This window comes from Sporolactobacillus inulinus, assembly GCF_006539285.1.
GTDB classification, from domain to species: Bacteria; Bacillota; Bacilli; order Bacillales; family Sporolactobacillaceae; genus Sporolactobacillus; species Sporolactobacillus inulinus.
Map to the genome: position 1 here is coordinate 1 of NZ_BJMS01000051.1, position 26,564 is coordinate 26,564.

Below are 26,564 nucleotides of genomic sequence, written 5' to 3' on the forward strand. Positions count from 1 at the left end.
GCCACACAACGACGCGCAGCAGCTCGCGGATCGCCCGCGGCAAGCGAGCAGCTGGAGTGTCGTTTGTGCACAAGGTGATGAACAAAGCCCGAATGGAAGGCGGAAGTAAGGACCGGGCGCTTTTTGCCCGGTTCTTCTTATCACCCTAAATGTTAACTTTTTAAAGATATGGTTGACACATAACGAATGTAAACCTAAAATTATTTTTGGTTAACGAAAAGGAGGGCTATTCTTGAAAACGCGATCGATTACCTTAGTTTCACTGTTCGTCGCCGTGATGATTGCTTTTGGCGCACTGCCAACCCTAGTTATTCCATTTATTCCTGTTCCTTTTACGTTTCAAATGATCGGTGTGATGCTGGTCGGCAGTATTTTAGGAGCTAGAAAAGGGTTTGTTGCGATGCTCGTTTTTATAGCACTTGCAGCGGCAGGAGTTCCAGTACTTTCCGGATATCGCGGGGGATTAGGGGTTTTGCTTGGACCAACTGGAGGCTATATTCTCGCATGGCCGCTTGCCACCTTTGTCATTGGTCTGATTACGGATTACATAAACACAAAGAAATGGGCGCTGTTTCGCTACTATCTGGCGATTCTCGCCGGTATTTTGATCATTTATTTCGTCGGCGTCCCGTGGTTTGCTTTCTATAATCACTTGCCGCTTCTTGGTGTATCGGAAAGCAATTTGCCGCTGCTATTGCTTGATCTTGTAAAAGCCGGGGCGGCAGCTGTCGTTGCGCATCGGCTAAAGCAAAGACTACCCTTTTTAAAAGAATCGAAACTTGTATAAAATTGGGGAGGGATCGTTGTGAAATGGTATCATCTTGCTCAGCGCGTGCTTGACGGTTACGCCTGTACACGCAGTGATGCGCAGAAAATGCTCCGGGTCGCAGATGATGAGACACTGGATCTTGTCTGCGGCGCATACCAACTGCGCAAACACTATTATGGAACGGCGATGAAATTAAATCTGATTATTAATGCGAAAAGCGGTCGCTGCGCCGAAAATTGTGCCTATTGTTCCCAATCGATTTACGCCGAAACGTCAATCGACGCCTATCCATTGGTGAGCGAGGATGTGATTGTTCAAGGAGCAAGACAGGCTTATGAACATCAGATCGGAACCTATTGCATTGTCATGAGCGGACGCAAGGCAGCACCTCGAGAACTACGTGCTGTCTGCTCAGCAGTCAAAAAGATCAAAAAGGAAATGCCCATTAAAATTTGTGCATGTCTCGGCTTGATTAATGAGGAGCAGGCCAAAGCGTTAAAAGCGGCTGGTGTGGATCGCTTTAATCACAACCTGAATACGAGCGCTTCTCACTATGACCAAATCGCGACAACGCATCACTATCAGGATCGTGTCGCTACGATTGAAGCAGTGAAAAATGCCAAAATTTCGCCATGTTCTGGGGTGATCTGCGGCATGGGTGAAACGGATGAAGAGATCATAGATATGGCTTTTGCTTTAAAAGAATTGGATGCCGATTCCATTCCGATCAACTTTTTAAATCCGATTCCCGGTACAAAGTTGGAGAACATGCATGAACTGAATCCAAATCGATGCTTAAAGATTTTAGCGGTTTTTCGGTTTATTAATCCAACAAAGGAAATTCGTATTGCCGGTGGCCGCGAAGTAAATCTGCGTTCGTCGCAAAATCTCGGTATTTATATCGCCAATTCGATTTTCATCGGTGACTATCTGACGACAAAAGGTCAGGATACGACGAAAGATTATCAAATGATTGAAGATCTTGGCTTTTCAATTGAAACAAAAGCCGTTGAAACAAAAATTTGAGCACATCAGACCATGAAAGAAGGTGCTGCATCGTCAATCGAGACGTTGCGGCACCTTCTTTTCACGTTAATGGGTTTTGCTAAATCGCGCTTCATCCTTGATTTCTTCGCGGAGTCCGTGGACACTTTCCGCGCGGCGTTGGTTCTTTTCAAGCAGCTGACGTTTTTCGTCTTCGCTTATTTTATCGCCGTGTGCCTTGAGGTAATCCTCAGTTTCGTTGATGTTCTGCAGTGTATTGCCGATGTTGTGTGCAATTTTTCCCCAATTATCCGAACGATCATCCGGTTTTGCCATTTGATTATCCCCCCTAATCGTTTTTTATTATGCGGCATGCAGCAAAGGCTATACTGTAAAATCGATCCTGTTCCATTTGCGGTCTTTAGGCGCAGTTTACTGCGTGCGATTGCTAAAATTTGAACGATTCGATCGGGGATTGACCATCTGGTCAACACATGGTATAGTGTCATTGACCAATTGGTCAACACGCGTGCACAAGGTAAAAGAATCACGCAGGTCTAAAAGGGAGGTACGCAAACATGCCGGTTATTGAACTGAGTCATATCAGCAAACGGTTTGGCAAGTTTGTCGCCGTGAATGATGTTTCGTTCACGGTAGAAAAAGGGGAATTCTTTGGATTTATCGGACCGAATGGTGCGGGAAAATCAACAACGATGAATATGATGCTGAATTTTATTAAAAGCAGTGGCGGCAAGATCAAACTGCTGGGGAAAAATGTGCCGGAGCATGATTTGGATGTGAAGAAACAAATCGGCTATGTGCCGAGCGATGTGCGTTTCTATCCGCAGCTCCGCGTGCGCGATCTGTTCCGCTACACGCTGGATTTTCACCACATGGAAGGCGATCCGGCCGAGCTGAAACGCTATTGTGATCTTTTCCAAATTGATCCACAGAAGAAATTCGGCGATCTGTCGCTGGGTAATAAGAAAAAAGTAGCGCTCGTTTGTGCATTGATCCATCATCCGGAACTGATCATTATGGATGAACCAACGAACGGACTTGACCCACTGATCCATGCGCGCTTGTTCCGAGTGCTCAAAGAAAAGCAGGAACAGGGTGTCACCATTTTCCTGTCGAGCCACAATCTAAAAGAAGTTGAGGATTACTGCTCGAGGATCGCCTTTATCCGCAGCGGCAAGCTGATCGGGGTCGAGGATTTGACCCAGGTTAACCAAAACGTAAAGGTCGTTACCGTAAAAGCCGACCAGCTTCCGATTGCCGTGATGGAAAAGATCGGCGCAACATGCGTGAAAAAAACAGATCACGAAGCACGCTTTACGTATGAAGGCAATATGGCACAACTTTTTTCGACGTTATCCAATTTGTCTCCGCAGCTTGACGATGTGACGGTTGCAAATCGTGATTTGGAAGAACAATTTATGGCGATGTACGAACGTCAGGAGGGTGAACGGTTATGACACTTTTTCGACTGGAATGCAAAACGCATTGCAAAACACTGCTCATTTGGATGATTGTCGTCGGTATTTTGACGTTAGGCCTCGTTTCCTTATTCCCGGCAATGAAGGATATGGGGCTTGACCAGATGAAAGCGATGCCTAAGGATATGATGAAAGCATTCAACCTGTCTGATTTGGGCATGCTGACCACGATAAAAGGCTATTTTGGCTATGAGTACCAATACGTGATGCTGGCAACCGGAATTTTTGCTGCGATGCTGGGCACCAATGCACTGTCGCGCGAAGAATCGGAAGGAACGATCAGCTATCTGTTCTCCCAGCCGATTTCACGGATCGCTATTGTGGGTGAAAAAATGCTCTGCAACACAGTTCTCTATACTTTATACTGGTTAGTATCGATGGCGATCGCTTATCTTGTCTGCTTGATGTTTAAGGAAACGGGAGCTTCGGTCTCCGATCTCTTTGACGGATTTACACAGCTGACTTTTGCCGGATGGGTGATGGGCTTGACCTTTTTATCGGTTGGCTTTCTGCTCTCCGCCTTTTTGTCTTCGAATAAATCGGCGACATCGCTGTCTCTTGGTCTTGTTTTTCTTACGTTTATCCTTGGCGTTGTCGGAAAAATGAATAATGATTTCAAAGGGTTGCTCTACGCTTCACCTGTTGACGCCGCGCTGCCGAGCACGATCTTTAAAAGCGGGATTGAATGGAATTATATTGTGACCGATCTTGTTGTGATTGTTGTGGCGGGATTGCTCACGTTCTGGATCTACCGAAGGAAGGATTTGAACGTATAAATGGAGGAATCGAAAGAAAAAGCCATTTTGACCGCGGCCATTCACGAGTTTGCGGTTAAAGGATTCGACCGTGCATCGACGAATCAGATCGCAAAAGCCTCAATGGTCTCAAAAGGGTTGATCTTTCACTATTATGAATCGAAAGAAAAGCTTTTTGAAGCGAGTGTCAACTACGCACTCGAGATATCGGAAACAGAGCTCAACTATACGCAGTGGAACTTTGATGGCGACTTGATCGAAAAGCTCAAGCACTACTGTACCTTGGAATTTAAATTCTTCCATGACTACCCGGATGTTTATCAGATGCTGATGGCAGCATTTACGCGTCCGCCCAAAGAGCTTTCCGATAAAATGACACGGTTGCTAAGGGAACTCACGTCCGTTGCACCGCAGTTTTTCAAAAAAATCGTGACTAATCTGGATCTTAAAGAAGATGTTGATGCTGATGTTCTTCAGGCAGTGTTCGAGTCGCATTACACTTACTATATGACACGCGCGATGGCGTACTCGCAGAGCCATCCTGATTCAACGGTTGAAGAGCTAAAACCCATCATTAATCAATTCTTGGCTATGCTGAAAATGAGCTTGCGCGGCTTGCTGAAAAGCGATTCTGAATAAAGAAAAAGGGTCATGACTGTGAGAAGTCATGGCCCTTTTCTGCGTGTTGCTATTTGGCTAATCCGCCCGCGGCAAGCGAGCAAGCGGGAGTGTATTCAACCCTGTTTATGGATCACACTTAGCCTCGTTTTTCTCAAAAACTTATTGAGTGACAGCCGGCTTCACACGGCTTTTGCTGGTTCCGGTTTGCAAAACCTCAAGGACGCTGTTTAATGCTCCTTCAACGATGTTGCGTATCGCGGTTTCGGTGAAAAAGCCGACATGCGGGGTTAGGAGCACCTGATCCATAGCGATTAGTTTTTCTAAAAGCGGATCATTCAGCGATTGTCCGCTTAAATTCTTGTTGATCACCGTCTCATTTTCAAAGGTATCCAGTGCTGCACCGGCAATTTCGCCGCTTTCCAGTGCATCGATCAAGGCTTCGGTATCAATGAGTGCGCCGCGTGCAATGTTGATCAGATAAGCACTTTTTTTCATTAATTTAAGCGTGCGTGCATTGATCATATGGCGCGTCGAATCAAAGAGCGGGGTGTGCAGCGATACGATGTCCGCTTCTTTGAGTACGTCTTCTAGTGACGAACGATACTCAATTAAATCCTTTAAGCGGTCGTTCGGATACTGGTCGAAACCAATGATTTTAGCACCGAGCCCTTTAAAGAGCTGAGCAGCTGTCGCGCCAATGCGGCCGGTACCGACGATGCCAACAGTCATTGAGCGTATTTCCCGAGACATTAAACCGTCCCAACGAAAATCGTTGGCCGCGATCCGTTGTTGGAACTGCGAGACATGACGCACGAGCTGCATCGCTTGGGTGACGGCGAGTTCTGCCACTGCATAAGGCGAATAGGCCGGGACATTGGTGACGATCAATTCATTTTTTTCTGCTTCCTGAAGATCAATCATATCGTAGCCTGCTGTTCGTGTCGCAATTTGCTTGATGCCATAGCTCTTTAATGTGGCATAGAGCTTTGCAGCGCCTAATGGAACCGGCTGCTGGATGCAGATGCCGTCATAATCTTTGGCTCGATCCACCGTTTTTTCCGAGAGAAAATCTGCGGTTGTTTCAATGTCAATGGCATGCGCATCTGCCCACGCGCGGATGATTTCCTTTTCATGGGCCTGGACACCATACATGAATAGCTTCATCGTCGTTCAACCTCCATCTATTTTTCGATTTATGATCATCCCTAGTAGTTTCGAAATCCTTTTTTTCTTTATTCATACATTTGAAAATCTCCACAGCTAGTTTATCGAATCCTTGCGCTGCTGTAAATGACGCGATGTAAAGCGTATATGCTTTAACGCGGTAAAATGTGTATACGAAAAAGTGGAAAAACAGGAAAGCAGTCTCCAGATTTCCTGTTTCTAGTTACTCGTGTCGCCTCATTCAACGCTTTACTTTTTTAGACATGAAAACCCGCTTCCGCTTCCTTAAATGAAAAAGCGGGCTTTCGTGGGGGAGCAGTCAAATGCCTTTGGGGATTAATCCTCGTGATCGTGGGATAAGACCATTCATAGCTAGGAAAACGGATGATCGGTCAACTGAAGTTTCGCCCATGCTTTTGAAAAGAAAAAGGGTTTATCCTATTTTCTCAATCAAAAAAACAAGTTGCATTTTTCATACACATTACGTATTATAATTTTATTGAACGTGCAAAAAAAATTGTGCGTTGGGATCAAGGAGGGCGAATGAAAATGGAGGATGTTTTTTATCTCTCTAATCTTGATCAGCTAAAAGTGCTTAGCGATCCGTTAAGGGTTAAAATCATATGGTCCTTATCGGATCATGAAAAGACAGGGAAAATCCTTTCGGAAGAATTACATATGGCGCCTTCCAAAGTGCGTTATCACTTAACAGAATTGGAACGTGTCGGATTAATCAGAGTTGTGAGAACGGAGCTAAAGAACGGGATCCAGCAAAAGTTTTATCAGCCAATTGCTGAAAACATTTCGTTAGAGAAGGTTGCATCGCTACTCAACGGGGAGACTGTTACCGATTTGGATAATGTGCTTAAGGAAAATGCATTTTGCGCATTGGAAGCGTTGCGCAAGAACATCGCACGTTCTGATCTTCAGGCGCGTAAATTTCTATTTATTCCTTTTCAAGCACGTCTAACGGATCATGAAGCAAAAGTTGTCGAGCAAAAAATTAAAGCTATTTATACGTATATGCAGAGCAAAAGCAACCGAAGCACACAAGAAAAGACGAAAACGTTTTATACCAGCCTCTCATTCTTTCCTACGCAAGATCAGTAAGTATTTTTTTTGGATTAACGTGCAAATATTTTTGTACGTATAATAATATTATTCTGGATGTGATCCTATGCCTCAAAACCAATTGATAAAGAAGCAAAAATACCCGGAATTTTTTAGACCATTGGCGGTATCCAAAGCGTTTCGCAGTTTATGGATCGGCAACGCTCTGTCAACGTTCGGATCCGCGATTACCAATGTGATTTTACCCTTATTCGTTTATGAACTGACCGATTCGCCGATGGCAATGGGAACGATCATGGCAGCCTATATGATTCCGGTGGTTTTAATCCTTCCGGTATCCGGTGTCATTGTCGATCGTTTCAATCGCATAAGAATCATGCAGATTGCAGATCTGATTCGGTTTCTGCTCATGATGGGTTTAATGACGCTCGGCACCTTTGGACGGTTGTCGCTTCCGGTTTTAATCGTGATTATAGCTGGTATGGGGTTAATGAACGGCCTGTTTCAACCAGCCTTTGCGGCAATGAGAGCAAGGATATTTGTCTCTGATATTCGCAACGCAGCCAATGCGCTCAACCAATTCAGCGAACAGTTACTGCGTCTTATCGGACCGTCGATTGGCGGGCTGATCGTAAGTTTTGCATCGGCCACGCTTGGCTTCGGTATTGATGCATGTACATTTTTTCTCTCGTTTCTTTGCCTCATGTTTTTAGTACAAGAAGGCAGCGTTGAAAAAAGGAAGAGCCGGAAGGAAATGTTTGTTCATGAATGTTTTGCAGGAATTCAAGTGATTAAAAAGAATACATGGCTATGGGTAACGATTGTCTTTTTCAGCTTTGCTAATATTTGTTTATCCGGTATGATTACGGTGCTCGTGCCATGGCTGATCAAAGTCCATGCGCATTTACCCAATTATATGTATGGGTTAACCATGTCGGGCGCAGCATTCGGCTCTATTGCAGCTGCATTCTTTTTCGGAATGCGAAAACAATGGCGGCATCGCGGCATGATCGGTTATAGCGGCATTCTAATCGCAGGACTCGCGTTATGGCTAATGCCTTATGCGCATCATTCCTTCTTGTTTGTTTTATTAATGATCGTCGAAGGTGCAGGGGTCATGATTTTCGGTTTAATATGGGAAACAAGTATGCAGGAACTTGTTTCCCCTGAGGTCTTTGGGCGTGTCGCTAGCATTGATATGGTCGGATCTTTTGCGCTTTTGCCACTCGGCTATTTAATGACCGGATGGCTGGCGGGCGTGCTCGGCGGAATTGGAGCGATAACCATAATGAGCAGTGTGAGTGTAGGTGCTGCCGCACTTATTTTGTTTGCACCGGCCATTCGAAATTTTGATTAAGAAGCGCTCAATTGAATTTATTGTTTGAGTAGATCAAGTGGAATTAGAATGGATGGGGAAGTTCTTGCTCGAGGGCGATTGGCAATCGATGTTGTCCCTATCCTTCGCATTCAGAAACCGGATTGTTTGCGCAATCCGGTTTCTAATCGTGCCGCAAATCGCTTCATTAATAGCCGCCGGTCATTTCGCTAAGCAGCTCTTCATAGTCGTAGTTATCGCTACGCTTTTCCGAATCAATGGTCCATTTACCGCCTTGCTTTTTCAGGTTGATTTTGTAAGCATTGTCCGAGGTACGCGCTTCATTATTTTTGAAAACTTCGCCAAAATTTTTGGCAACGTATGCGTACCAGTCTTTCATCGCGGCATTGTAATCGGAATATTTGCCGCGGTTCTCATCGATAAATTGATCCTTCAGATCCTGAACCTCATCATACATATCATCAAGATACAATACTTTGGGTGTGACTTCGACAACAGCCGAATTTGGGAAAGCGGTGTTGACTTTCAACGTAACGCTGCCTTTCTCACGATTTGCCGCAATAAAATCGCTGTAAATTTGATTTTTTTGTTGATCGGAAAGCTGATCATCAAGGGTGCTGCCCATATTCTTAATAAAGAGTTCTTTCAATCGTTGTTTTTCTTTGGCAGAGTCGTTCGCAACCCATTTTGAATAGTTGCTGACGTCTTTCGCAAAGAAAATGGTCTGTACGTATGCGTCCAACGCGTCTTTTGCTTCGCCGCTATGATCTTTATAATTTTTCGTATTGATTTTCACGACAATTTCATCAGCTTGTTTGCTGCCATCATAGACGTTTGGTTGAAAATGCAGCTCATAGGACTTGTTTTTCGCAACCCGGAATGGGAGGTAACCGGTTACCGTTTTCCCTTTAGCTAGACTATCTGTATTCAGCATTTGGAAGTCATCAGGCGCGCCGTAAATGGCTTCATCGACCGATACCTTCTCATCGTTTGAATCATAAAGAGAGAAGTCATCGCTCAAGAGGTCGAGCGATTTGTCTGAATTGTTGGTGATGCTGATCTGCAAAGCAAGAAGTGCGCTGTCATCAGTATTTTCCTGGCTGTCCATCGTTATGAATTCACCGCTTTTAACCGTCAACGAGGCCACACTGGTCTTGCCTTCTTCTTCTTTGGAACCTGATCCGCCGCACCCGGCAATAACGAGAAGCAGAGCGAGTCCGAGGATGAAAAGAAACTTGCGTTTAATGATCATCGACCTCCTGTAATTCGTCATAAATTTTTCACAAAGTCTACGGTCAGTTCTATGTCATGAATTGGATAAATAGAATAGATCAGTTTGTCCTTTTTGGCATAACGACGAAGAGACGAAACAAGGGCGGTTGCTCAATTTATCCGTGCTAATGGCCGATTCATCGGATGCTGGTGAAAAATTTAAGTGAAAGAGAGCTCGGATCGTCGCAAGACTGCATAGAATGAGAAAATAGGGGAGGAGACGTGAGGCGATGGAATGGAACAAACGCATCAAGATCATCATCGGCAGCAGTGTGGTATTCGTCGCGCTTTTGATTTCAGTCGGAATCGGCTGGGCGAAGACATCTCCAAAAAATGTGGTTGAGGATTTCAAGCAGGCAGTGAATGAGAATGATGCGGCAGCCTTGAAGCCGCTCCTCGTAACGGGGGATAAGAATGCGCCGATCACAAAGGCATCCACTCAGGCGCTTCTCGCCTTTTTGCGTTCAAATAAAAGCGCGGCGCGTCAAGTGACGCAAAGCCTGACGGAACAGGCAGGGGAAAAAAATACGGATGGAGATGGAGTCCTGCAGCTTTCTGAGGATGGAAGGCAGTTCCTTTTCTTTAAAAAGTACAAAATAGAAGTAGAACCGCAATCAATCACCGTATACGGACTGCGCGAAGGAGAAGTGCTTGCGCTCAATACTTCGGAGCGTGGAATCCTTAGAAAGGGCAACAGTTATGGACCGATTCTTCCAGGTAATTATAAAATAAAGCAGCAATTGACCAATGATCTAGGCATATTTATGAAGGATGCAAAAATTTCTGCTTGGGATCAGGAGGTATCGATTCACGTTGACTCCGAAGCGTGGATGGCTCATGCCAAATCGCTGCAAAAAGCAGTCTTTGACCGAATCAATCAGTTCAATGCGGAAGTATCGGATTGGGAGACTTCGGACTATGCGCCGCAAAAGCTGCCCTCGGCGACCGAGACGCTCGCTAAGACGCAGTCTGCGCTTCGCATCCGAGAATTCGCGGCACTTAAAGATCAGCTGGACGGGATGCAATCCGCTTATTTGGGCATGCTTGCCGATCCGGACAGTTTAACGATCACTCATTACGGCAATCAGTGGAATGTGTCCGTGGACACGGTTGTCTCCTATAAATTTGGCTATACATTAAAAAAAGGCAAAGAGCAGAAGGACGCTTCCTATAATCGGGGCATCACGTTCCGTCTCATCTATGACACCACCCAAAAACATTGGCTTGTCAGTGGACTCTCCGACAACTATATAACCAAGCAGGCTGCATCGGAATGGCCGAAGAAACAGCAGTGGACGATTGATCACCCGCAGCTGCATACTTGGGGTGCAGATAGCGGGACAGATTTGTAGGCAGCGCGTTCAAACAGTGCGCTGAGTGAGTGTTCGTTCGTGACCTGCGCGAAACGCGCATGAACCATTAAGAGAAATCGGCAATTTCCGAACGTTTGGATAATAATTATGCCAAGTGTTCGTTATTTCGTTGACGTGCGAACAACCATGCTGATATAATGAACACTGTTAAAGATAGTTTTGTTTTGTTCCAGACGTTGGATCGATTGTTCAATGGGTGTGGTTTTCTGCATTAATTCTTTTGCTTCAATAGTCTTGAAGCTTTTTTATTTTCTTATGATCTTATGACCTTGATACGGAAAAGGCTGCGCATTGAAGAATACGAACGTCGGTTCAGGACAACAATACAGCATTAAGGGGGATTATTGTGAACGAAAATTGGTTATCTCGCTATTTTCATTTTTCCGAGTTGAACACAACGCTGCGTCGTGAAACACTTGCTGGTTTAACGACTTTTATTTCAATGGCGTACATACTATTTGTGAATCCAAGTGTTCTTGGTGCTTCTGGAATGGACAAGGGTGCGGTATTTACAGCAACGGCCATTGCCAGCGCGCTAGGCTGCTTAATCATGGGGATTGTTGCCAAGTATCCGATTGCCATTGCACCGGGGCTTGGCGTGAACGCATTCTTCGCTTATTCCGTCTGCATCGGCATGAAGATTCCGTGGCAAACCGCGCTTGCCGGCGTATTCATCGCTTCGATCATCTTTGTTCTGATTACGGTTTTCAAACTGCGTGAGATTATTATTGATGCGATTCCGCAAAGTTTGAAGCTTGCAATGGCTGCAGGTATCGGCTTGTTTATCGCATTCATCGGCCTTCATGAAGGCGGTCTGATTGTTGCCGACAAGGCGACAACGGTTGCTTTTGGTCCGCTGAACGTCGGCACAACATGGCTGACCATCTTCGGTTTGATCGTTACGGTTATTCTAATGGTTCGCAAAGTCCCGGGAGCAATTTTTATCGGTATGGTTCTGACTTCGATCGCAGGGATTGTCTTTAAATTGATCCCACTGCCGTCGCAGATCATCTCGCCTGCGCCAAGTCTTGCACCGACATTCGGCCAAGCAATCACGCATGTTCCGGATATTAACACGATGCAGCTGGCGATTGTTGTTCTGACCTTCTTGCTTGTCACATTCTTCGATACGGCCGGAACGCTGATCGGACTTGCTGAACAAGCAGGCTTCATGAAAAATAATAAAATGCCGCGTGTCGGTCAAGCATTGCTTGCCGACTCAACCTCAATGCTTGCGGGTTCTGTATTGGGTACCTCACCGACTTCTGCATACATTGAATCATCAACCGGTATTGCTGTCGGCGGACGTTCCGGATTCACAGCGGTAGTAACGGGGATTCTGTTCCTGTTTGGTATGTTGTTCTCGCCGCTTCTGGCCGTTGTTACTCCGCAAGTAACGGCACCGGCGCTGATCATTGTTGGTGTCCTGATGGCAAGCGCATTGAAACAGATTCCTTGGGATGAATTTGAAATTGCTGTACCGGCATTCCTGACCGTGATCGGTATGCCGCTGACCTACAGTATTTCTGACGGCATCGCACTCGGATTCATTCTCTATCCAATTACGATGGTTGTTGCCGGACGCTCAAAGCAAGTCCATCCAATTGTTTATTTCTTGTTCTTTGTCTTTATCATATTCTTCGCGCTCATCTAAAAGCGACGCGGAAAAGCCTTCTCCACGACTACTGGGGAAGGCTTTTTATTGTGCGCTGCGCAGAATACAGTTACAGTCACTATTTCTCCATATAGCTTCTGACACATCTAGGCCTTTGCCACTGTATAGTGCGTCGACAGCTGACGCATGCTAAGTGCAAGTCTAGGTAAAGGATGTGTTGCTTATGGCCGCAATTCTAATGGCACTATTTTTATGGATCATCGGTCTGGCCGTACTCAGTGCAAGTTTTTTTCTGACCCATATGATTAGAAAAAGAGCGGACGCACTGCTTGAAAAATCGGAACATGAGGAGAAAAAGGATGAATCGGCAAGCATTGCGCTAGCCATCGAAGGAAAATTACTAGATCAGATTCCAAGCTATGTGACGCACACGATCACCGGGGTTGTTGGGCTGACACTGATTGCCCTTGGCGTCGTTGCACTCGCTTTTCATTTTCATTAAACAAGTGCAATCGAACGCTGTCGAAATTTTCCGATGCTTGGTATACTGAAAGCAGTCATTTGCGGGCTATGTAGGACGACTGATTGAAGCAAAGCGGTGATAAGATTTGCGTAAACACAAAGAAAAACAGTCTGATCAACCTTTGAAAAAGAAATTTATCGTGGGCGATCATGAGACCTTGACGCAGTGCCTGGAACGAATGAAACGCGAGGGCTATGCGCCAGTGAGACGAACTGAGAAGCCGATCTTTCGTGAGACTTCAAAGGGTCCGGAATGTATTGGCAGCCAGTGTATTCTAGAAGGCAGACGTATACCTTAAAAAGGCGAACGATAAACTCATTTTCCTTGGCTAATGTTCGATAATTGCGGTTGACATCCGGCAAATGGTGCTGATATGATGAGAGTGTCGAAAATGAAAAACGAACCCTCATATATTTTGGGAATATGGCCCAACTGTTTCTACCTGGCGACCGGAAATTGCCGGACTATGAAGGAAAATGGTAACGTTTTGTTTTGACCGCTGCCCGCGGCCTTAAGACCAGACGGTTGTTTTCTCTTCATGCACGGGGAAACAGCTGTTCTGGGCTTTTTATTGTCTGGATTTTGACGCGGTTCAAAAAGGTCGAAAAGTGTCGGCAGCAGGCAAGTTTTTTCGCTTTTCATTGACTTTTTGAACAGACTTTATTGGGAGGCAGTATGGTGAGTCAAGCAGTAGTAGGCGTGATTATGGGAAGCAGTTCGGATTGGGAAACAATGAAGAACGCGTGCGACATTTTGGATGCGATGGATATTCCTTATGAAAAAAAAGTGATCTCCGCGCACCGCACACCTGATCTCATGTTTGAATATGCAGCGTCGGCGCGCGAACGCGGATTGAAAGTGATCATCGCCGGTGCAGGCGGAGCAGCTCATTTGCCGGGCATGACCGCAGCGAAAACGACCTTGCCGGTCATCGGCGTTCCGGTTAAATCACGGGCGTTGAACGGGATAGATTCGTTAATGTCCATTGTTCAGATGCCGGCCGGTATTCCGGTTGCAACGGTTGCAATCGGTGATTCAGGCGCGAAAAATGCCGGACTGCTTGCCGCGCAAATCCTCTCCGCCTTTGATGAAAACCTGAAGAATCGGCTCGAAGCTTATCGGGAATCTCTTGCTGATAAAGCAAAAGGGAGTGAGCTGGAATGAATCAGAAAACAATCCTGCCGGGACAAACCATTGGTATTCTCGGCGGCGGACAATTAGGACGAATGATGGCGATCAGCGCCAAACAAATGGGCTATCGCATCGCTGTTCTCGACCCGGTTGAAGATTGTCCCTGCGCGCAAGTTGCCGATATCGCGATCACTGCTAATTATGATGATCCGGAAGCCGCCAAAAAAATGGCAACTGTTGCCGATGTCGTTACTTATGAATTTGAAAATGTCGACGTGCAAACCGTGGACTACCTTCAGGAGAACAGTTATCTTCCGCAAGGCGGCCACTTGCTTGAAATAACCAAGGACAGACTGAATGAGAAAGCGGCAATCCAAAGCGCAGGCTTACCGGTTGCCCCCTACATGCCGGTTCGTAATACCAAGGAATTAGAAGAAGCGATCGATACAATCGGTTTTCCATCGGTTCTGAAAACAACCCAAGGTGGTTATGACGGCAAGGGACAATATGTCTTAAAGTCGAAAGCCGATTTAGAAGAAGCACTGCCTTACATTGGCAAAACCCCTTTTGAACTTGAGAAATGGCTTCCATTTGAAAAAGAAATCTCTGTTATTGTTGCACGCAGCACCACCGGCGAAACCTCGGTTTTTCCGGTTGCTGAGAATATACATCGTCATAATATCCTGCATCATACCCTTGTGCCGGCGAGAATATCCGATAACCTCCGCGAAGAAGCGACGCAACATGCGCTCCGGCTTGCGGAAGCCCTTCATCTCGTCGGCACGCTTGCCGTCGAAATGTTTGTCGGCACGGACGGCAGGGTGTACGTTAATGAGACGGCGCCTCGTCCGCACAACTCGGGGCATTTTTCAATTAATGCTTGTGAGACATCGCAATTTGAGCAGCATATCCGCGCGATTTGCGGGTTACCACTTGCTAGCGCGCAGTTGCTCAAACCGGTCATCATGGTTAACATTCTCGGCCAGCATGTTCAGCCGGTTTTAGACAAAATCAGTGAATTATCCTCCGCTCATCTTCACCTCTATGGAAAAGATGCGGCGAAAACCGGTCGCAAGATGGGGCATCTCACCATTCTCGGCGATACGGTGGATGAAGCAATAGAGAAAGCAGAACAAATAGGGATATGGAAAATTGAACAGGAAGTAGGTAAGCATTCATGATTGATCGCTACACGCGGCCGGAAATGGGCGCAATTTGGACGGAAGAAAACAGGTATCGGGCATGGCTTGAAGTAGAAATACTTGCCTGTGCAGGCTGGTCCGAGCTCGGAGAAATTCCAAAAGAAGACGTTGAAAAGCTGAGAAAGAACGCAACATTTACCGTGGAACGCATTCATGAAATCGAACAGCAGACGCGTCATGATGTTGTTGCCTTCACGCGAACGGTTTCTGAATCGCTTGGCGCAGAAAAGAAATGGGTGCACTATGGCTTAACTTCAACGGATGTTGTGGATACGGCTCAAGGCTACTTGCTCAAGCAAGCAAACGACATTCTTTTGAAAGATATCGAACACTTCATTGAAGTGATTCGTCAGAAAGCGAAAAAATACAAGAACACGGTTATGATGGGGCGTACGCACGGCGTCCACGCGGAACCGACAACATTTGGTCTGGTCATGGCTTTGTGGTATGAAGAAATGAAACGCAACCTCGTCCGTTTCAAACGTGCTGCGGACGAAGTACAATTCGGCAAGCTGTCCGGTGCGGTCGGCACTTATGCGAACATTGACCCGCGTGTTGAAACGTATGTGTGCGAACATCTCGGCATCAAACCGGCGCCGATCTCAACACAGGTACTGCAGCGTGACCGCCATGCCCATTACATGTCCGTTCTTGCCTTAATTGCGACTTCGATTGAAAAATTCGCGGTTGAAGTCCGCGGCCTGCAGCGTTCGGAAGTGCGCGAAGTTGAAGAGTATTTCGCTAAAGGGCAAAAAGGTTCGTCGGCAATGCCGCACAAACGCAACCCGATCGGTTCAGAAAATATGTGCGGACTTGCTCGCGTGATTCGCGGCTACATGACGACTGCCTATGATGATGTGCCGCTTTGGCATGAACGCGACATCTCTCACTCCTCAGCAGAACGCATCATCCTGCCGGACGCAACGATTGGTCTCGACTATATGCTGAATCGCTTCTCAAACATTCTGGAAAAGCTGACCGTTTTCCCGGAAAACATGAAACGGAACATGAAACGCACCTTTGGCTTGATCTTCTCGCAGCATGTCCTGTTGGCATTGATTGAAAAAGGGATGAGCCGCGAAGCAGCCTATGACATTGTGCAGCCGAATGCGATGAAATCCTGGGAAACGGAAACACCGTTTAAGCAAATCGTGGAGGCCGATACACGGATTACTGGCCAACTGTCGCAAGCAGAGATTGATGCGTGTTTTGACGCAACCTATCACCTGAAAAATGTTGACTTCATCTTTGAACGTTTAGGTTTGAACGACTGATCCAAGCAGGGATCCGTACGAAAAGCGAAAAGGGGAAAATAACATGACTCAGCTTTTATATGAAGGAAAAGCCAAACAAATGTTCACAACGGATGATCCGAACGTCCTGCGGGTTGTCTACAAGAATGACGCAACCGCATTCAACGGTCAAAAAAAGGCGTCGTTTGACGGCAAAGGTCGCCTGAATAATGCCATTTGCACGAAGATCTTCAAGATGCTGCAAAAAAACGGTGTTCCGACGCATTACCTTGACACGATTTCTGAGAATGAACAGCTGGTCAGAGCAGTCAATATTATTCCAATTGAAGTTGTTGTTCGAAATGTCGTTGCCGGCAGCCTTTCCAAACGGCTCGGCATCGATGAAGGCAAATCACTCGGACGCACGATCATTGAATTTTACTATAAAAGCGATGAACTTGGCGATCCGATGATCAACAGCGACCATGCGCTGGCAATGGAAATCGCAACGAAGGACGAGCTTGTTGAAATTCGCCGCCTGGCATTGAGTATCAATGACGCGCTGCAAAACTTTTTCGCAGAAGCAGGCATTCTGCTTGTCGACTTTAAGCTGGAATTTGGCAAACTAAAGGAAACAGGCGCGATTGTACTGGCTGATGAAATTTCACCGGACAGCTGCCGCCTGTGGGATAAAGAAACGCATGAAAAGCTGGATAAAGACGTGTTCCGCCGCAATATCGCCGATCTTCCGGAAACCTATGAAAAACTTCTAAAGCGCTTGGAGGATGTCAAATGAAAAAGGTGAAGGTATTCATTACATTGAAAGAAAGCGTGCTTGATCCTCAAGGTCAGGCGGTTATGCAGTCGCTGCACAACATGGACTACAAGAATGTTCAGGACGTGCGCATCGGCAAATATATTGAATTACAGCTCGATGACTCGGCTAATGTAGCTGAAGAAGTGGATACGATTTGTGATAAGCTGCTCGCCAATACCGTTATTGAAAATTATCGCTATGAAATTGAGGAGGAGGTTCATTCGTGAAAACCGCGGTCATTGTTTTCCCCGGCTCCAACTGCGATCAAGACATGTACTATGCGATCAAAGACGGACTAGGCGAAGAAGTCGACTATGTGTGGCATGCGGAAACCTCCCTTGACGGCTATGACGCAGTCATGATTCCGGGCGGCTTCTCCTATGGCGATTACTTGCGTTCCGGCGCTATTGCACGCTTTGCCGGAATTATGCCGGCTGTTGTCAAGGCAGCGCAAGAAGGCAAGCCGGTACTTGGCGTCTGCAACGGCTTTCAGATTCTGCTTGAGTCCGGACTGCTTCCGGGCGCAATGCTGAAGAATAAAAACCTGAAATTTATTTGTGAGTCGGTCAATCTCCAAGTGAAAAATAATCAAACACAATTTTCAAGCCTTTATGACCAAAACGAGGTCATTCGCATTCCAATTGCTCACGGCGAGGGCAATTACTACTGCGATGACGCAACGCTTCAAGAACTCGAAGACCAGAACCGGATCGTATTTACTTACTCTGGCGAAAATCCAAACGGTTCAAGAGCCGATATCGCCGGCATTATCAATGAAACCGGCAACGTGCTCGGCATGATGCCGCATCCGGAACGCGCCGCAGACGCCTTGCTTGGAAGCGACGACGGTCTGCGCCTATTCCAGTCGATTTTAAAACATTGGAGGGAATCCACACATGCCGCTTACACATCTTGAACCGACACCAGAGCAGATTGAACAAGAAAAAGTATATCGGACAATGGGTCTGACTGAAGAGGAATACCAAAAGGTTATCGATTTGCTCGGCCGCAAACCGAATTACACAGAAACCGGGTTATTTGCCGTGATGTGGTCGGAACACTGCAGCTACAAGACATCGAAACCGGTACTGAAATATTTTCCAACGACCGGTGAACACGTTCTTCAAGGGCCAGGTGAAGGTGCCGGTATTGTCGACATTGGTGACCGCCAAGCGGTTGTGTTTAAAATTGAAAGCCACAACCACCCTTCGGCAATCGAGCCATACCAAGGCGCTGCAACCGGTGTTGGCGGCATCATCCGCGACGTGTTCTCGATGGGTGCACGCCCGGTGGCTCTGCTCGATTCGCTCCGTTTTGGGGAATTGGAGAGTTCTCGGGTCCGCTACATCTTTGAAGAGGTCGTCAGCGGGATTGCTGGCTACGGCAACTGCATCGGCATCCCGACGGTTGGCGGCGAGCTGCAATTCGATCCGTGCTACAATGGCAATCCGCTTGTCAATGCGATGTGCGTCGGTATTATGAGTCACGACGACATTCAAGTCGGACAGGCGCGCGGAATCGGCAACACCGTGATGTATGTTGGTGCAAGCACCGGACGCGACGGCATTAACGGTGCGACGTTTGCTTCCGAAGAGCTCTCTGAAAAATCCGATGAAAAGCGTTCAGCCGTTCAAGTTGGCGACCCGTTCATGGAAAAACTGCTGGTTGAAGCTTGCCTTGAACTGACCAAACATGAAGCCCTTGTTGGTATTCAAGATATGGGCGCGGCAGGACTTGTTTCTTCTGCAAGTGAAATGGCCGCAAAAGCTGGCGTTGGCATTCACATGAATCTCGACTTGATTCCGCAGCGTGAAACGGAAATGACGCCTTATGAAATGATGCTCTCCGAGTCTCAGGAACGGATGCTGATCGTCATTAAGAAAGGCAGCGAGGAAGAAATCAAGCAGATCTTCGCTCGCTGGGGACTGCATGCTGTGGCTGTTGGCGAAGTGATCGAAGAAGAAGTGCTTCGTCTGGAACACAAAGGCAAGATTGTTGCCGATGTGCCTTCAGATTCACTAGCGTCGGCCCCTGTTCGTCATATGCCGTCCAAGGTTCCGGCAAGTTATACGGCCAATCAGAATACGCCTGCCTGGAAGCCGCAAGTTGTGGACTACGCAGCTACGATTAAAAAATTACTTGGTCAGCCAACCCTTGCGTCGAAAGAATGGGTGACACGCCAATATGATTACATGGTACAAACGAACACGGTTGTTGCCCCGGGTTCGGACGCGGCAGTCGTTCGCGTGCGTGGTACGAAGAAGGGCTTAGCGATGACGACCGATTGCAATGCAAAGTATCTTGCGCTTGATCCCAACGTTGGCGGCAAAATTGCCGTGGCCGAAGCAGCACGCAACATCGTCTGCTCAGGCGGACGCCCACTTGCGATCACCGACTGCCTGAACTTCGGCAGCCCGGAAAATCCGGAAGTGTTCTGGGAGATCGATGAATCGGTTAAAGGGATGGCCAAAGCCTGTGAATACTTGAATACGCCGGTCATCAGCGGCAACGTTTCCTTGTACAATGAAACGGACCGCGGCGCCATCGACCCGACACCGGTTGTTGGGATGGTCGGTCTCGTTGAAGATTTGGATCATGTGATGACCGCTCCTTTCAAAAATGAAGGCGACGCGGTGTACGTCATCGGCGAAGCGAAGCCAGAATTCGGCGGCAGCGCGTTGCAAATCATGACGGACGGCGAAGCCAGTGGAAAAGCGCCTGCACTTGATCTTGATCTGGAAAAAAGCCGACAGGAAAAAGTGCTTGGAGCGATCAAAGCTGGTTATGTTGCTTCCGCCCATGATGTTTCAGAAGGCGGACTTGCAGCAGCACTTGCGGAATCGGTATTCGGCACAGCATTCGGCTGCGACCTTCGCTTTGCTACCGATCCGGATGTTGAACTTTTCTCAGAAACACAGTCTCGCTATTTAATTACAGTCCCTGAAGCTGCTAAGAACGATTTTGAAGCGCTCATTGATGATGCCGTGCTCGTCGGCAGCGTGACGCGCAGCGAAAATCTGAACTTAGCCTTTGCATCGTCAACCATTACTCTGAATCGAAATGAACTTGAAAACGAATGGAGAGGGGCTCTGTCATGCATTATGTCGGCAAAGAACTGAATGAAGAATGTGCCGTCTTTGGTATTTGGGGTCATGAGAAAGCAGCCAAACTGGCTTATTACGGCCTGCACAGCATGCAACACCGTGGTCAGGAAGGCGCCGGTATTGCAAGTACCGATGGTAAAGCGCTTTACGATCATAAAGGGCTAGGGCTCGTCAATGACGTTTTTGATAATGAAACGCTGGATGCGCTGGATAAGGGATTCGCCGCAATTGGGCATGTCCGCTATTCGACGCAGGGCGGTAACATCTACGCCAACGTGCAGCCGCTTGTTTTTCGTTCGCAGAAAGATTCCTTGTCCGTGGCTCACAACGGGAACCTCGTCAATGCGCATAAGTTGAAAGGCGAGCTGGAAGAGCGCGGCAGTATTTTTCAGACGACTTCCGATACTGAAGTCATCGCGCACTTAATTAAACGCGATTATGCCGATAATTTTCTCGAAAGTGTCAAGCATGCACTTTCGATCATCAAAGGTGCCTATGCACTGACGATGCTGACCGAGCATCAAATGATCGCTGCGCTTGATCCGCATGGCCTGCGTCCGCTCTCGCTTGGGAAGCTTGGCGATGCTTGGGTCGTCGCTTCGGAGACTTGCGCCTTTGATTTAATCGGTGCAAAATATGTGCGCGATGTGAAGCCGGGGGAAATTATTGTGATCGACAATGAAGGCCTTCACTCGGACTTCTTTACGACACGAACCGAACCGGCAATCTGCAGCATGGAATACATTTACTTCTCACGGCCCGACAGCAATATTCAAGGCATCAATGTCCATGCCGCACGGAAGAACCTCGGCCGCATGCTTGCGCAAGAAGCTCCGGTTGAAGCCGATGTGGTCACCGGTGTTCCAGATTCGAGTATCTCAGCCGCCATCGGTTATGCAGAAGCAACAGGCATTCCTTACGAACTGGGCATGATTAAGAACCGTTATGTCGGCCGCACGTTCATTCAGCCATCTCAGGAATTGCGCGAGCAAGGGGTTAAAATGAAGCTTTCCGCAGTTCGGGCGATTGTTGAGGGCAAACGCGTGGTGATGGTCGACGATTCGATTGTCCGCGGGACAACCAGCCGCCGGATTGTCGGCATGTTGCGCGATGCGGGCGCAACCGAAGTTCATGTACGCATCAGCTCGCCGCCGATCACACACCCTTGCTTCTATGGAATCGACACCTCAACATCGTCAGAATTGATCGCTTCGACGCATTCTGTTGAAGACATTCGTGAAATGATCGGCGCCGATTCGCTCGTCTACCTGAGTGTTGAAGGGATGCAGAAAGCAATCGGACGCGATCCGGCAATGAAGAACTGCGGGCAGTGTATGGCCTGCTTCACCGGCAAGTATCCGACAGAAATCTATCCGGATACGGTTCTGCCGCACGAAAAAGAACTGCTTGTCTGAGGAGGGCATCATGGCGAACGCATACAAAAAAGCCGGCGTGAACATTGAAGCCGGTTATGAAACGGTGGGGCGCATCAAAAAGCACGTGCAGCGTACCTTCCGCCCTGAAGTCATGGGCGGATTGGGCGGCTTCGGCGGTGCAATTGATTTGTCTCAATTGAATTTGAAAGAACCGGTGCTTGTATCGGGAACAGATGGTGTCGGCACCAAATTGATGATCGCCATCGCAACCGACCGCCACGATACGGTCGGCATCGACGCCGTGGCGATGTGCGTGAATGATATCATCACCCAAGGGGCCGAACCGGTCTATTTTCTAGACTATCTTGCCTGTTCAGCGCTGAAGCCGGAGAAGGCGGAAGCAATCGTCAAGGGGATCGCTGAAGGCTGCACGCAAGCGGGTTGCGCCCTAATCGGCGGTGAAACCGCGGAAATGCCGGGGATGTATGATGAAAATGATTATGATATTGCCGGATTTTCTGTCGGTGCCGTTGAAAAGTCTAAAATGATCAAGCCCGATCAGGTGAAGACGGGTGACGTTCTGATCGGACTCGCTTCAAGCGGTATTCACAGCAACGGTTTCTCGCTTGTCCGCAAACTTGTTGCCGATGCTGGGCTTGCCTACAGCGACACCTATACACCGGAGCCAGATAAAACGATCGGGGAAGTTCTGCTGAGGCCGACAAAAATTTACGTGAAACCAGTTCTGAAATTGCTGAAATCGGTGGACGTGCACGGGATCGCGCACATCACCGGTGGTGGTTTTTACGAAAACGTTCCGCGTATGTTCCCGGAAGGACGGACTGCGGAACTGGATGTTTCTTCATGGAAACGCCCGGCTGTATTTGACTGGTTGAAACAGCTCGGTAATCTGCAGCTGGATGATATGTACCATACCTTTAACATGGGACTTGGTTTGATTTTGGCGGTTGCCCGAGAGGATGCCGAAAAAGCGATTGAGGTTCTAAAAGCAGCAGGAGAGTCCTCAGCTGCAGTTGTTGGAAAAGTTCTCGAAGGTCAAGAATTGACGCTGGTGAATAGCGATGAAGCATAAAATAGCCATTTTCGCATCCGGTCATGGAACCAATTTCACAGCGATCAACGATGCCGTTCGCTCGGGGCAGATTCCGGCAACCATCGAATTGGTTGTCTGCGATCAGCCGAACGCTGCGGTTATTGATCGTGCCGCAAGAGCAGGGATTGACACGCTGGTTGTCTCCCGAAATGATTACCCGTCGAAAGCAGCATTTGAGCAGGTGATTGCGGATGCTTGCCGTGCCCATGAGGTTGCTTATATTTTTCTCGCCGGCTATATGCGGATTCTCGGCAAAGTCATGCTTGAAGCCTACCCGCATCGGATTATTAACATTCATCCATCTTTGCTTCCGTCTTTTACCGGACTCGATGCCATTGGTCAAGCATTTAACAAAGGTGTCAAAATGACCGGCATCACGATCCATTACGTTGACGAAGGCATGGATACCGGACCGATCATTGCCCAGGCGGCAGTCCCGGTCAAAGATGACGATACGATTGATACACTAGAAGCAAGGATTCATGAAATCGAGCATAGGCTGTATCCGGCAACCATCGCGAAAATGCTCAACGAGTGATCAGACGATCCAGCGGAAGTTAAAGCAAACCCGCGAAAAGGAAAAGCGAATAAAATCCTGATTTCATCAGCACTCATAAATAACAGGACATCAGACAAACAGAAAACGATGTGGATTGAAAAAAGAAAGGAAGTAGCGAAGTGGCAAAACGAGCATTAGTCAGTGTTTCTGACAAGACAGGGCTTATTGATTTTGTACAAAAATTAGTCGACGCAGGGATTGAGATCATCTCAACCGGCGGTACCAAAAAAGCGATTGAAAACGCCGGGATTCCGGTGATGTCGATCAGCGAAATCACAGATTTTCCGGAAATTCTTGACGGACGCGTCAAAACGCTGCATCCGGCCGTTCACGGTGGCCTTTTAGCGGTTCGCGACAAAAAAGAACATATGGATGCGATCAAGGATCTCGGCATTCAGCCGATCGATTTTGTTGTGGTCAACCTGTATCCTTTCAAAGAAACGATTTCAAAACCGGATGTCGCTTATAATGATGCCGTTGAAAATATTGATATCGGCGGACCGAGCATGCTCCGCTCCGCAGCGAAGAATCATCGCAGCGTTACCGTTGTCTGCGATCCGGCAGATTATGATCGGGTTGCCGAAAGCCTCGATGAAAACGCAGAGGTTCCTTTTGCATTGAAACAGAAGCTGGCCGCCAAGGTGTTCCGCCACACAGCGGCTTACGACGCATTAATTGCCGACTACTTTACCAAACAAGTCGGCGAAGAGTTCCCGGAAAAGCTGACCCTGACTTATGAAAAGAAGCAGGCGCTTCGCTACGGTGAAAATCCGCATCAAATGGCTGCTTTTTACAGCGAACCGATTAAAAACGAATCGACCATCGCAGCTGCGAAACAACTTCATGGCAAAGAACTTTCTTACAATAACATCCGCGACGCTGATGCCGCTCTCGGTATTGTCAAGGAATTCAAGCAACCGGCTGCCGTTGCCGTCAAGCATATGAATCCATGCGGTATTGGGATTGGCGAAACTATTAACGAAGCCTATGACAAAGCGTATGAAGCGGATCCGGTTTCGATTTTTGGCGGTATTGTCGCGTTAAATCGGGAAGTAGACGCCGCCTTAGCTGAAAAGCTGCATAGCATTTTCCTCGAGATTATCATCGCGCCTTCTTATTCTGAAGAAGCGATTGCCATTTTGGAACATAAGAAGAAAAATCTGCGTCTATTGCAAGTCAAATTTACGGATGACAATCAAGAGTTTGCCCAATATACATCCGTTCGCGGCGGCATGCTTGTTCAGGATCTAGACACCAAGGGCTACGCGGACATTGAAGAAAATCTGAAAGTCGTCACCGACCGCAAGCCGACCGAAGCGGAAATGGAAAGCTTGAAATTTGCTTGGACGATCGTCAAACACGTAAAGTCTAACGCCATCGCGCTGGTGAATAACGGACTGATGGTCGGCATGGGTGGCGGTCAAACGAACCGTGTCGGCGCTGCGAAAATTGCACTTGAAGAAGCGGGCGAAAAGACAAAGGGTGCCGTGCTTTCCTCAGACGCCTATTTTCCAATGAGCGATACGGTCGAAGAAGCGGCCAAAGCCGGCATCACCGCAATCATCCAACCGGGCGGTTCGATCCGCGATCAAGAATCGATCGATATGGCCAACAAATACAACATTGCGATGGTCTTTACTGGTATGCGTCACTTCAAACATTAATTTGATTCGCTTTTCGAAAGGAGAACGACCATGAATGTGTTGATTGTCGGCGGCGGTGGCCGCGAACATGCGATGGCTTGGAAAGCATCGCAGAGCAAGCTTGTTGACCAGGTTTACGCTGCACCGGGCAGCGACGGCATATCGGCTGTTGCCGAATGCGTGCCCATCGATTTGATGGACTTCGAAGCACTCGCTGATTTTGCAGAAAAGAATCAGATTGAACTGACCCTTGTTGGACCGGAACAACCGCTCGTCGCTGGTATTGTCGACGTTTTTGCAGCAAGAGGTCTAAACGTTTTCGGCCCGTCAAAAGCAGCGGCGCAAATTGAAGGCAGCAAGGCTTTTGCAAAAGCAATTATGGAAAAATATAAAATTCCAACGTCCCACTACCGAACGTTTACCGACTACGCAGAAGCCAGTGACTATCTGCAAAAGGTTGGCGCGCCAATCGTGCTGAAAGCCGATGGTCTCGCTGCCGGCAAAGGCGTTATCGTTGCGTTGACCATGGCAGAAGCTGCGGCCGGTTTAAAAGCAATCATGAAGGACAAGAAATTTGCCGAGGCTGGGTCACGTGTTGTGATTGAGGAATACCTTGAAGGTGAAGAGTTTTCATTGATGGCTTTGGTGAATGGAGAAAAAGTTGTACCGCTGGACATTGCTCAGGATCATAAACGGGCATTTGAAGGCGATCAAGGACCGAACACCGGCGGTATGGGTGCTTACTCGCCGGTTCCGCAAATCGCGCAAACGATTGTCGATGAGGCCGTGCGGACAATCCTTCAGCCGACTGCTGCAGGCATGGTTCAAGAAGGTTGCTCCTTCACCGGTGTGCTCTATGCCGGATTGATGCTGACCGCGGCCGGACCGAAAGTGATCGAATTCAACTGCCGTTTCGGCGATCCGGAAACACAAGTTGTTCTGCCTCGGCTGGAGTCGGACTTCGTGCAAACGGTGCTTGACGTTTTGGACGGCAAGCAACCACAGCTCGCATGGAGTGAAAAAACAGCTGTGGGCGTTGTGCTTGCGTCAAGCGGATACCCCGGCAGCTACGAAAAAGCACAAAAGCTTGGTGATCTCGACGCACTCCCGGAAGAAGCCTTGCTTTTCCACGCCGGAACGAAAAAGTCCGACGCAGATTGGCTGACGAATGGCGGCCGCGTGCTGCTCGTCACCAGGCTCGGTAACGATCTGCGTTCCGCTCGCGACGCAGTCAATCATGATCTCAAAAGCATCCAAACCGATGCCGTATTCTTTCGAAAAGACATCGGCCATCATGCATTGGAAGCTTCGAAACATGAATAAGCCCTAAGAAACTGTCTTCGCCTAAATAGGTGGAGGCAGTTTTTTACACTGGTAGGAGAGTATAAAAAATAAAAGATTTAA

The 26,564-nt window shown here is 47.7% G+C and carries 26 protein-coding genes and 1 riboswitch; of the genes, 23 read left to right on the forward strand and 3 right to left on the reverse strand.

The annotated features are described in order from the left end of the window. Positions 1 to 232: 232 nt before the first annotated feature. Positions 233 to 787 (forward strand): biotin transporter BioY, encoded by a 555-nt coding sequence (locus tag SIN01_RS08270; RefSeq protein ID WP_047035513.1) that lies wholly within the window; start codon positions 233 to 235, stop codon positions 785 to 787. A gap of 18 nt (positions 788 to 805) precedes the next feature. After that, complete coding sequence (gene bioB, locus SIN01_RS08275; protein ID WP_010026455.1) at positions 806 to 1,795, forward strand: biotin synthase BioB; 990 nt, start codon at positions 806 to 808, stop codon at positions 1,793 to 1,795. Positions 1,796 to 1,861: 66 nt separating this feature from the next. Here bioB and tlp read toward each other — a convergent pair whose 3' ends face one another. Further along, positions 1,862 to 2,089 carry a small acid-soluble spore protein Tlp gene (gene tlp, locus SIN01_RS08280; protein ID WP_010026454.1) on the reverse strand — a complete coding sequence of 76 codons (228 nt, stop codon included), beginning with the start codon at positions 2,087 to 2,089 and terminating at the stop codon, positions 1,862 to 1,864. Between the two features lie 242 nt (positions 2,090 to 2,331). Here tlp and SIN01_RS08285 point away from each other — a divergent pair, with 242 nt between their 5' ends. The 3 genes from SIN01_RS08285 to SIN01_RS08295 are packed head-to-tail and all read left to right on the forward strand — an operon-like array spanning position 2,332 to position 4,646. After that, positions 2,332 to 3,231, forward strand: a complete 900-nt coding sequence (locus SIN01_RS08285) for an ABC transporter ATP-binding protein (protein ID WP_010026453.1) — start codon at positions 2,332 to 2,334, stop codon at positions 3,229 to 3,231. Then, positions 3,228 to 4,028 (forward strand): DUF2705 family protein, encoded by an 801-nt coding sequence (locus SIN01_RS08290; protein WP_010026452.1) that lies wholly within the window; start codon positions 3,228 to 3,230, stop codon positions 4,026 to 4,028. Before SIN01_RS08285 ends, SIN01_RS08290 begins: the two co-directional genes overlap by 4 nt. Further along, entirely contained in the window at positions 4,029 to 4,646 is a 618-nt protein-coding gene (locus SIN01_RS08295; RefSeq protein WP_010026451.1) for a TetR/AcrR family transcriptional regulator, read from the forward strand. It begins immediately after the preceding gene. A gap of 141 nt (positions 4,647 to 4,787) precedes the next feature. Here the strand turns inward: SIN01_RS08295 and SIN01_RS08300 are convergent, their stop codons facing one another. Beyond that, on the reverse strand, positions 4,788 to 5,792 hold the full coding sequence (locus SIN01_RS08300; RefSeq protein ID WP_010024459.1) for a D-2-hydroxyacid dehydrogenase: 1,005 nt from the start codon (positions 5,790 to 5,792) through the stop codon (positions 4,788 to 4,790). A gap of 549 nt (positions 5,793 to 6,341) precedes the next feature. On the opposite strand from SIN01_RS08300, the gene SIN01_RS08305 reads away from it, so the two are divergent. Both SIN01_RS08305 and SIN01_RS08310 read left to right on the forward strand, forming a co-directional pair. After that, the gene (locus tag SIN01_RS08305; protein ID WP_010024458.1) at positions 6,342 to 6,902 is read left to right on the forward strand and encodes an ArsR/SmtB family transcription factor; all 561 of its coding nucleotides are present in this window, start codon (positions 6,342 to 6,344) and stop codon (positions 6,900 to 6,902) included. A 67-nt stretch (positions 6,903 to 6,969) separates the two neighbouring features. Next, positions 6,970 to 8,220: an MFS transporter gene (locus SIN01_RS08310; RefSeq protein WP_010024457.1), complete on the forward strand. Its 1,251-nt coding sequence runs from the start codon at positions 6,970 to 6,972 to the stop codon at positions 8,218 to 8,220. Between the two features lie 166 nt (positions 8,221 to 8,386). Here SIN01_RS08310 and SIN01_RS08315 read toward each other — a convergent pair whose 3' ends face one another. Beyond that, a complete protein-coding gene (locus tag SIN01_RS08315; RefSeq protein ID WP_010024456.1) occupies positions 8,387 to 9,451 on the reverse strand; it encodes a DUF5105 domain-containing protein in 1,065 nt (354 codons plus the stop codon). Positions 9,452 to 9,701: 250 nt separating this feature from the next. Between SIN01_RS08315 and SIN01_RS08320 the strand changes: the two genes are divergently transcribed. The 16 genes from SIN01_RS08320 to purD all read left to right on the forward strand — a co-directional run bounded on the left by SIN01_RS08320 (position 9,702) and on the right by purD (position 26,483). Beyond that, complete coding sequence (locus SIN01_RS08320; protein ID WP_010024455.1) at positions 9,702 to 10,823, forward strand: YvbJ-related protein; 1,122 nt, start codon at positions 9,702 to 9,704, stop codon at positions 10,821 to 10,823. Positions 10,824 to 11,190: 367 nt separating this feature from the next. Then, entirely contained in the window at positions 11,191 to 12,498 is a 1,308-nt protein-coding gene (locus SIN01_RS08325) for an NCS2 family permease (protein ID WP_010024454.1), read from the forward strand. Positions 12,499 to 12,682: 184 nt separating this feature from the next. Beyond that, positions 12,683 to 12,961, forward strand: a complete 279-nt coding sequence (locus SIN01_RS08330; protein ID WP_010024453.1) for a hypothetical protein — start codon at positions 12,683 to 12,685, stop codon at positions 12,959 to 12,961. Between the two features lie 160 nt (positions 12,962 to 13,121). Next, on the forward strand, positions 13,122 to 13,280 hold the full coding sequence (locus tag SIN01_RS15410; RefSeq protein WP_010024452.1) for an NETI motif-containing protein: 159 nt from the start codon (positions 13,122 to 13,124) through the stop codon (positions 13,278 to 13,280). A gap of 88 nt (positions 13,281 to 13,368) precedes the next feature. Continuing rightward, positions 13,369 to 13,469, forward strand: a riboswitch (purine riboswitch). A gap of 188 nt (positions 13,470 to 13,657) precedes the next feature. Next, on the forward strand, positions 13,658 to 14,146 hold the full coding sequence (purE, locus tag SIN01_RS08340; protein ID WP_010024451.1) for a 5-(carboxyamino)imidazole ribonucleotide mutase: 489 nt from the start codon (positions 13,658 to 13,660) through the stop codon (positions 14,144 to 14,146). After that, on the forward strand, positions 14,143 to 15,294 hold the full coding sequence (purK, locus tag SIN01_RS08345; RefSeq protein ID WP_010024450.1) for a 5-(carboxyamino)imidazole ribonucleotide synthase: 1,152 nt from the start codon (positions 14,143 to 14,145) through the stop codon (positions 15,292 to 15,294). The genes purE and purK overlap by 4 nt, the downstream gene beginning before the upstream one ends. Beyond that, on the forward strand, positions 15,291 to 16,589 hold the full coding sequence (purB, locus tag SIN01_RS08350) for an adenylosuccinate lyase (RefSeq protein ID WP_010024449.1): 1,299 nt from the start codon (positions 15,291 to 15,293) through the stop codon (positions 16,587 to 16,589). The genes purK and purB overlap by 4 nt, the downstream gene beginning before the upstream one ends. A 43-nt stretch (positions 16,590 to 16,632) precedes the next feature. Then, positions 16,633 to 17,343, forward strand: a complete 711-nt coding sequence (gene purC, locus SIN01_RS08355; protein WP_010024448.1) for a phosphoribosylaminoimidazolesuccinocarboxamide synthase — start codon at positions 16,633 to 16,635, stop codon at positions 17,341 to 17,343. Next, positions 17,340 to 17,591, forward strand: coding sequence for a phosphoribosylformylglycinamidine synthase subunit PurS (gene purS / locus SIN01_RS08360; protein ID WP_010024447.1), 252 nt, complete (start codon positions 17,340 to 17,342; stop codon positions 17,589 to 17,591). Before purC ends, purS begins: the two co-directional genes overlap by 4 nt. Next, positions 17,588 to 18,280, forward strand: a complete 693-nt coding sequence (gene purQ / locus SIN01_RS08365) for a phosphoribosylformylglycinamidine synthase subunit PurQ (protein ID WP_010024446.1) — start codon at positions 17,588 to 17,590, stop codon at positions 18,278 to 18,280. Before purS ends, purQ begins: the two co-directional genes overlap by 4 nt. After that, positions 18,261 to 20,483 carry a phosphoribosylformylglycinamidine synthase subunit PurL gene (gene purL, locus SIN01_RS08370; protein WP_010024444.1) on the forward strand — a complete coding sequence of 741 codons (2,223 nt, stop codon included), beginning with the start codon at positions 18,261 to 18,263 and terminating at the stop codon, positions 20,481 to 20,483. Before purQ ends, purL begins: the two co-directional genes overlap by 20 nt. Continuing rightward, entirely contained in the window at positions 20,459 to 21,883 is a 1,425-nt protein-coding gene (gene purF, locus SIN01_RS08375) for an amidophosphoribosyltransferase (RefSeq protein ID WP_010024442.1), read from the forward strand. Before purL ends, purF begins: the two co-directional genes overlap by 25 nt. Positions 21,884 to 21,893: 10 nt before the next feature. Then, a complete protein-coding gene (gene purM / locus SIN01_RS08380) occupies positions 21,894 to 22,937 on the forward strand; it encodes a phosphoribosylformylglycinamidine cyclo-ligase (RefSeq protein ID WP_010024441.1) in 1,044 nt (347 codons plus the stop codon). Continuing rightward, positions 22,927 to 23,496 carry a phosphoribosylglycinamide formyltransferase gene (gene purN, locus SIN01_RS08385; protein WP_010024440.1) on the forward strand — a complete coding sequence of 190 codons (570 nt, stop codon included), beginning with the start codon at positions 22,927 to 22,929 and terminating at the stop codon, positions 23,494 to 23,496. Before purM ends, purN begins: the two co-directional genes overlap by 11 nt. Before the next feature lie 140 nt (positions 23,497 to 23,636). Next, positions 23,637 to 25,181, forward strand: a complete 1,545-nt coding sequence (purH, locus tag SIN01_RS08390) for a bifunctional phosphoribosylaminoimidazolecarboxamide formyltransferase/IMP cyclohydrolase (protein WP_010024439.1) — start codon at positions 23,637 to 23,639, stop codon at positions 25,179 to 25,181. A gap of 30 nt (positions 25,182 to 25,211) precedes the next feature. Beyond that, positions 25,212 to 26,483, forward strand: a complete 1,272-nt coding sequence (gene purD, locus SIN01_RS08395) for a phosphoribosylamine--glycine ligase (protein WP_010024436.1) — start codon at positions 25,212 to 25,214, stop codon at positions 26,481 to 26,483. Positions 26,484 to 26,564 lie beyond the last annotated feature (81 nt).

Excerpts from the sequence above, each read along its gene's own strand:
- SIN01_RS08310 (WP_010024457.1), top strand. The coding sequence starts at position 6,970 with ATGCCTCAAAACCAATTGATAAAGAAGCAAAAATACCCGGAATTTTTT.
- SIN01_RS08295 (WP_010026451.1), top strand. The coding sequence starts at position 4,029 with ATGGAGGAATCGAAAGAAAAAGCCATTTTGACCGCGGCCATTCACGAG.
- SIN01_RS08290 (WP_010026452.1), top strand. The coding sequence starts at position 3,228 with ATGACACTTTTTCGACTGGAATGCAAAACGCATTGCAAAACACTGCTC.
- purS (WP_010024447.1), top strand. The coding sequence starts at position 17,340 with ATGAAAAAGGTGAAGGTATTCATTACATTGAAAGAAAGCGTGCTTGAT.
- SIN01_RS08330 (WP_010024453.1), top strand. The coding sequence starts at position 12,683 with ATGGCCGCAATTCTAATGGCACTATTTTTATGGATCATCGGTCTGGCC.
- purF (WP_010024442.1), top strand. The coding sequence starts at position 20,459 with ATGCATTATGTCGGCAAAGAACTGAATGAAGAATGTGCCGTCTTTGGT.
- purB (WP_010024449.1), top strand. The coding sequence starts at position 15,291 with ATGATTGATCGCTACACGCGGCCGGAAATGGGCGCAATTTGGACGGAA.
- SIN01_RS08285 (WP_010026453.1), top strand. The coding sequence starts at position 2,332 with ATGCCGGTTATTGAACTGAGTCATATCAGCAAACGGTTTGGCAAGTTT.
- purC (WP_010024448.1), top strand. The coding sequence starts at position 16,633 with ATGACTCAGCTTTTATATGAAGGAAAAGCCAAACAAATGTTCACAACG.
- SIN01_RS08305 (WP_010024458.1), top strand. The coding sequence starts at position 6,342 with ATGGAGGATGTTTTTTATCTCTCTAATCTTGATCAGCTAAAAGTGCTT.
- tlp (WP_010026454.1), bottom strand. The coding sequence starts at position 2,089 with ATGGCAAAACCGGATGATCGTTCGGATAATTGGGGAAAAATTGCACAC.
- purL (WP_010024444.1), top strand. The coding sequence starts at position 18,261 with ATGCCGCTTACACATCTTGAACCGACACCAGAGCAGATTGAACAAGAA.
- purN (WP_010024440.1), top strand. The coding sequence starts at position 22,927 with ATGAAGCATAAAATAGCCATTTTCGCATCCGGTCATGGAACCAATTTC.
- purD (WP_010024436.1), top strand. The coding sequence starts at position 25,212 with ATGAATGTGTTGATTGTCGGCGGCGGTGGCCGCGAACATGCGATGGCT.
- SIN01_RS08320 (WP_010024455.1), top strand. The coding sequence starts at position 9,702 with ATGGAATGGAACAAACGCATCAAGATCATCATCGGCAGCAGTGTGGTA.
- SIN01_RS08315 (WP_010024456.1), bottom strand. The coding sequence starts at position 9,451 with ATGATCATTAAACGCAAGTTTCTTTTCATCCTCGGACTCGCTCTGCTT.
- purM (WP_010024441.1), top strand. The coding sequence starts at position 21,894 with ATGGCGAACGCATACAAAAAAGCCGGCGTGAACATTGAAGCCGGTTAT.
- purE (WP_010024451.1), top strand. The coding sequence starts at position 13,658 with ATGGTGAGTCAAGCAGTAGTAGGCGTGATTATGGGAAGCAGTTCGGAT.
- purK (WP_010024450.1), top strand. The coding sequence starts at position 14,143 with ATGAATCAGAAAACAATCCTGCCGGGACAAACCATTGGTATTCTCGGC.
- SIN01_RS08300 (WP_010024459.1), bottom strand. The coding sequence starts at position 5,792 with ATGAAGCTATTCATGTATGGTGTCCAGGCCCATGAAAAGGAAATCATC.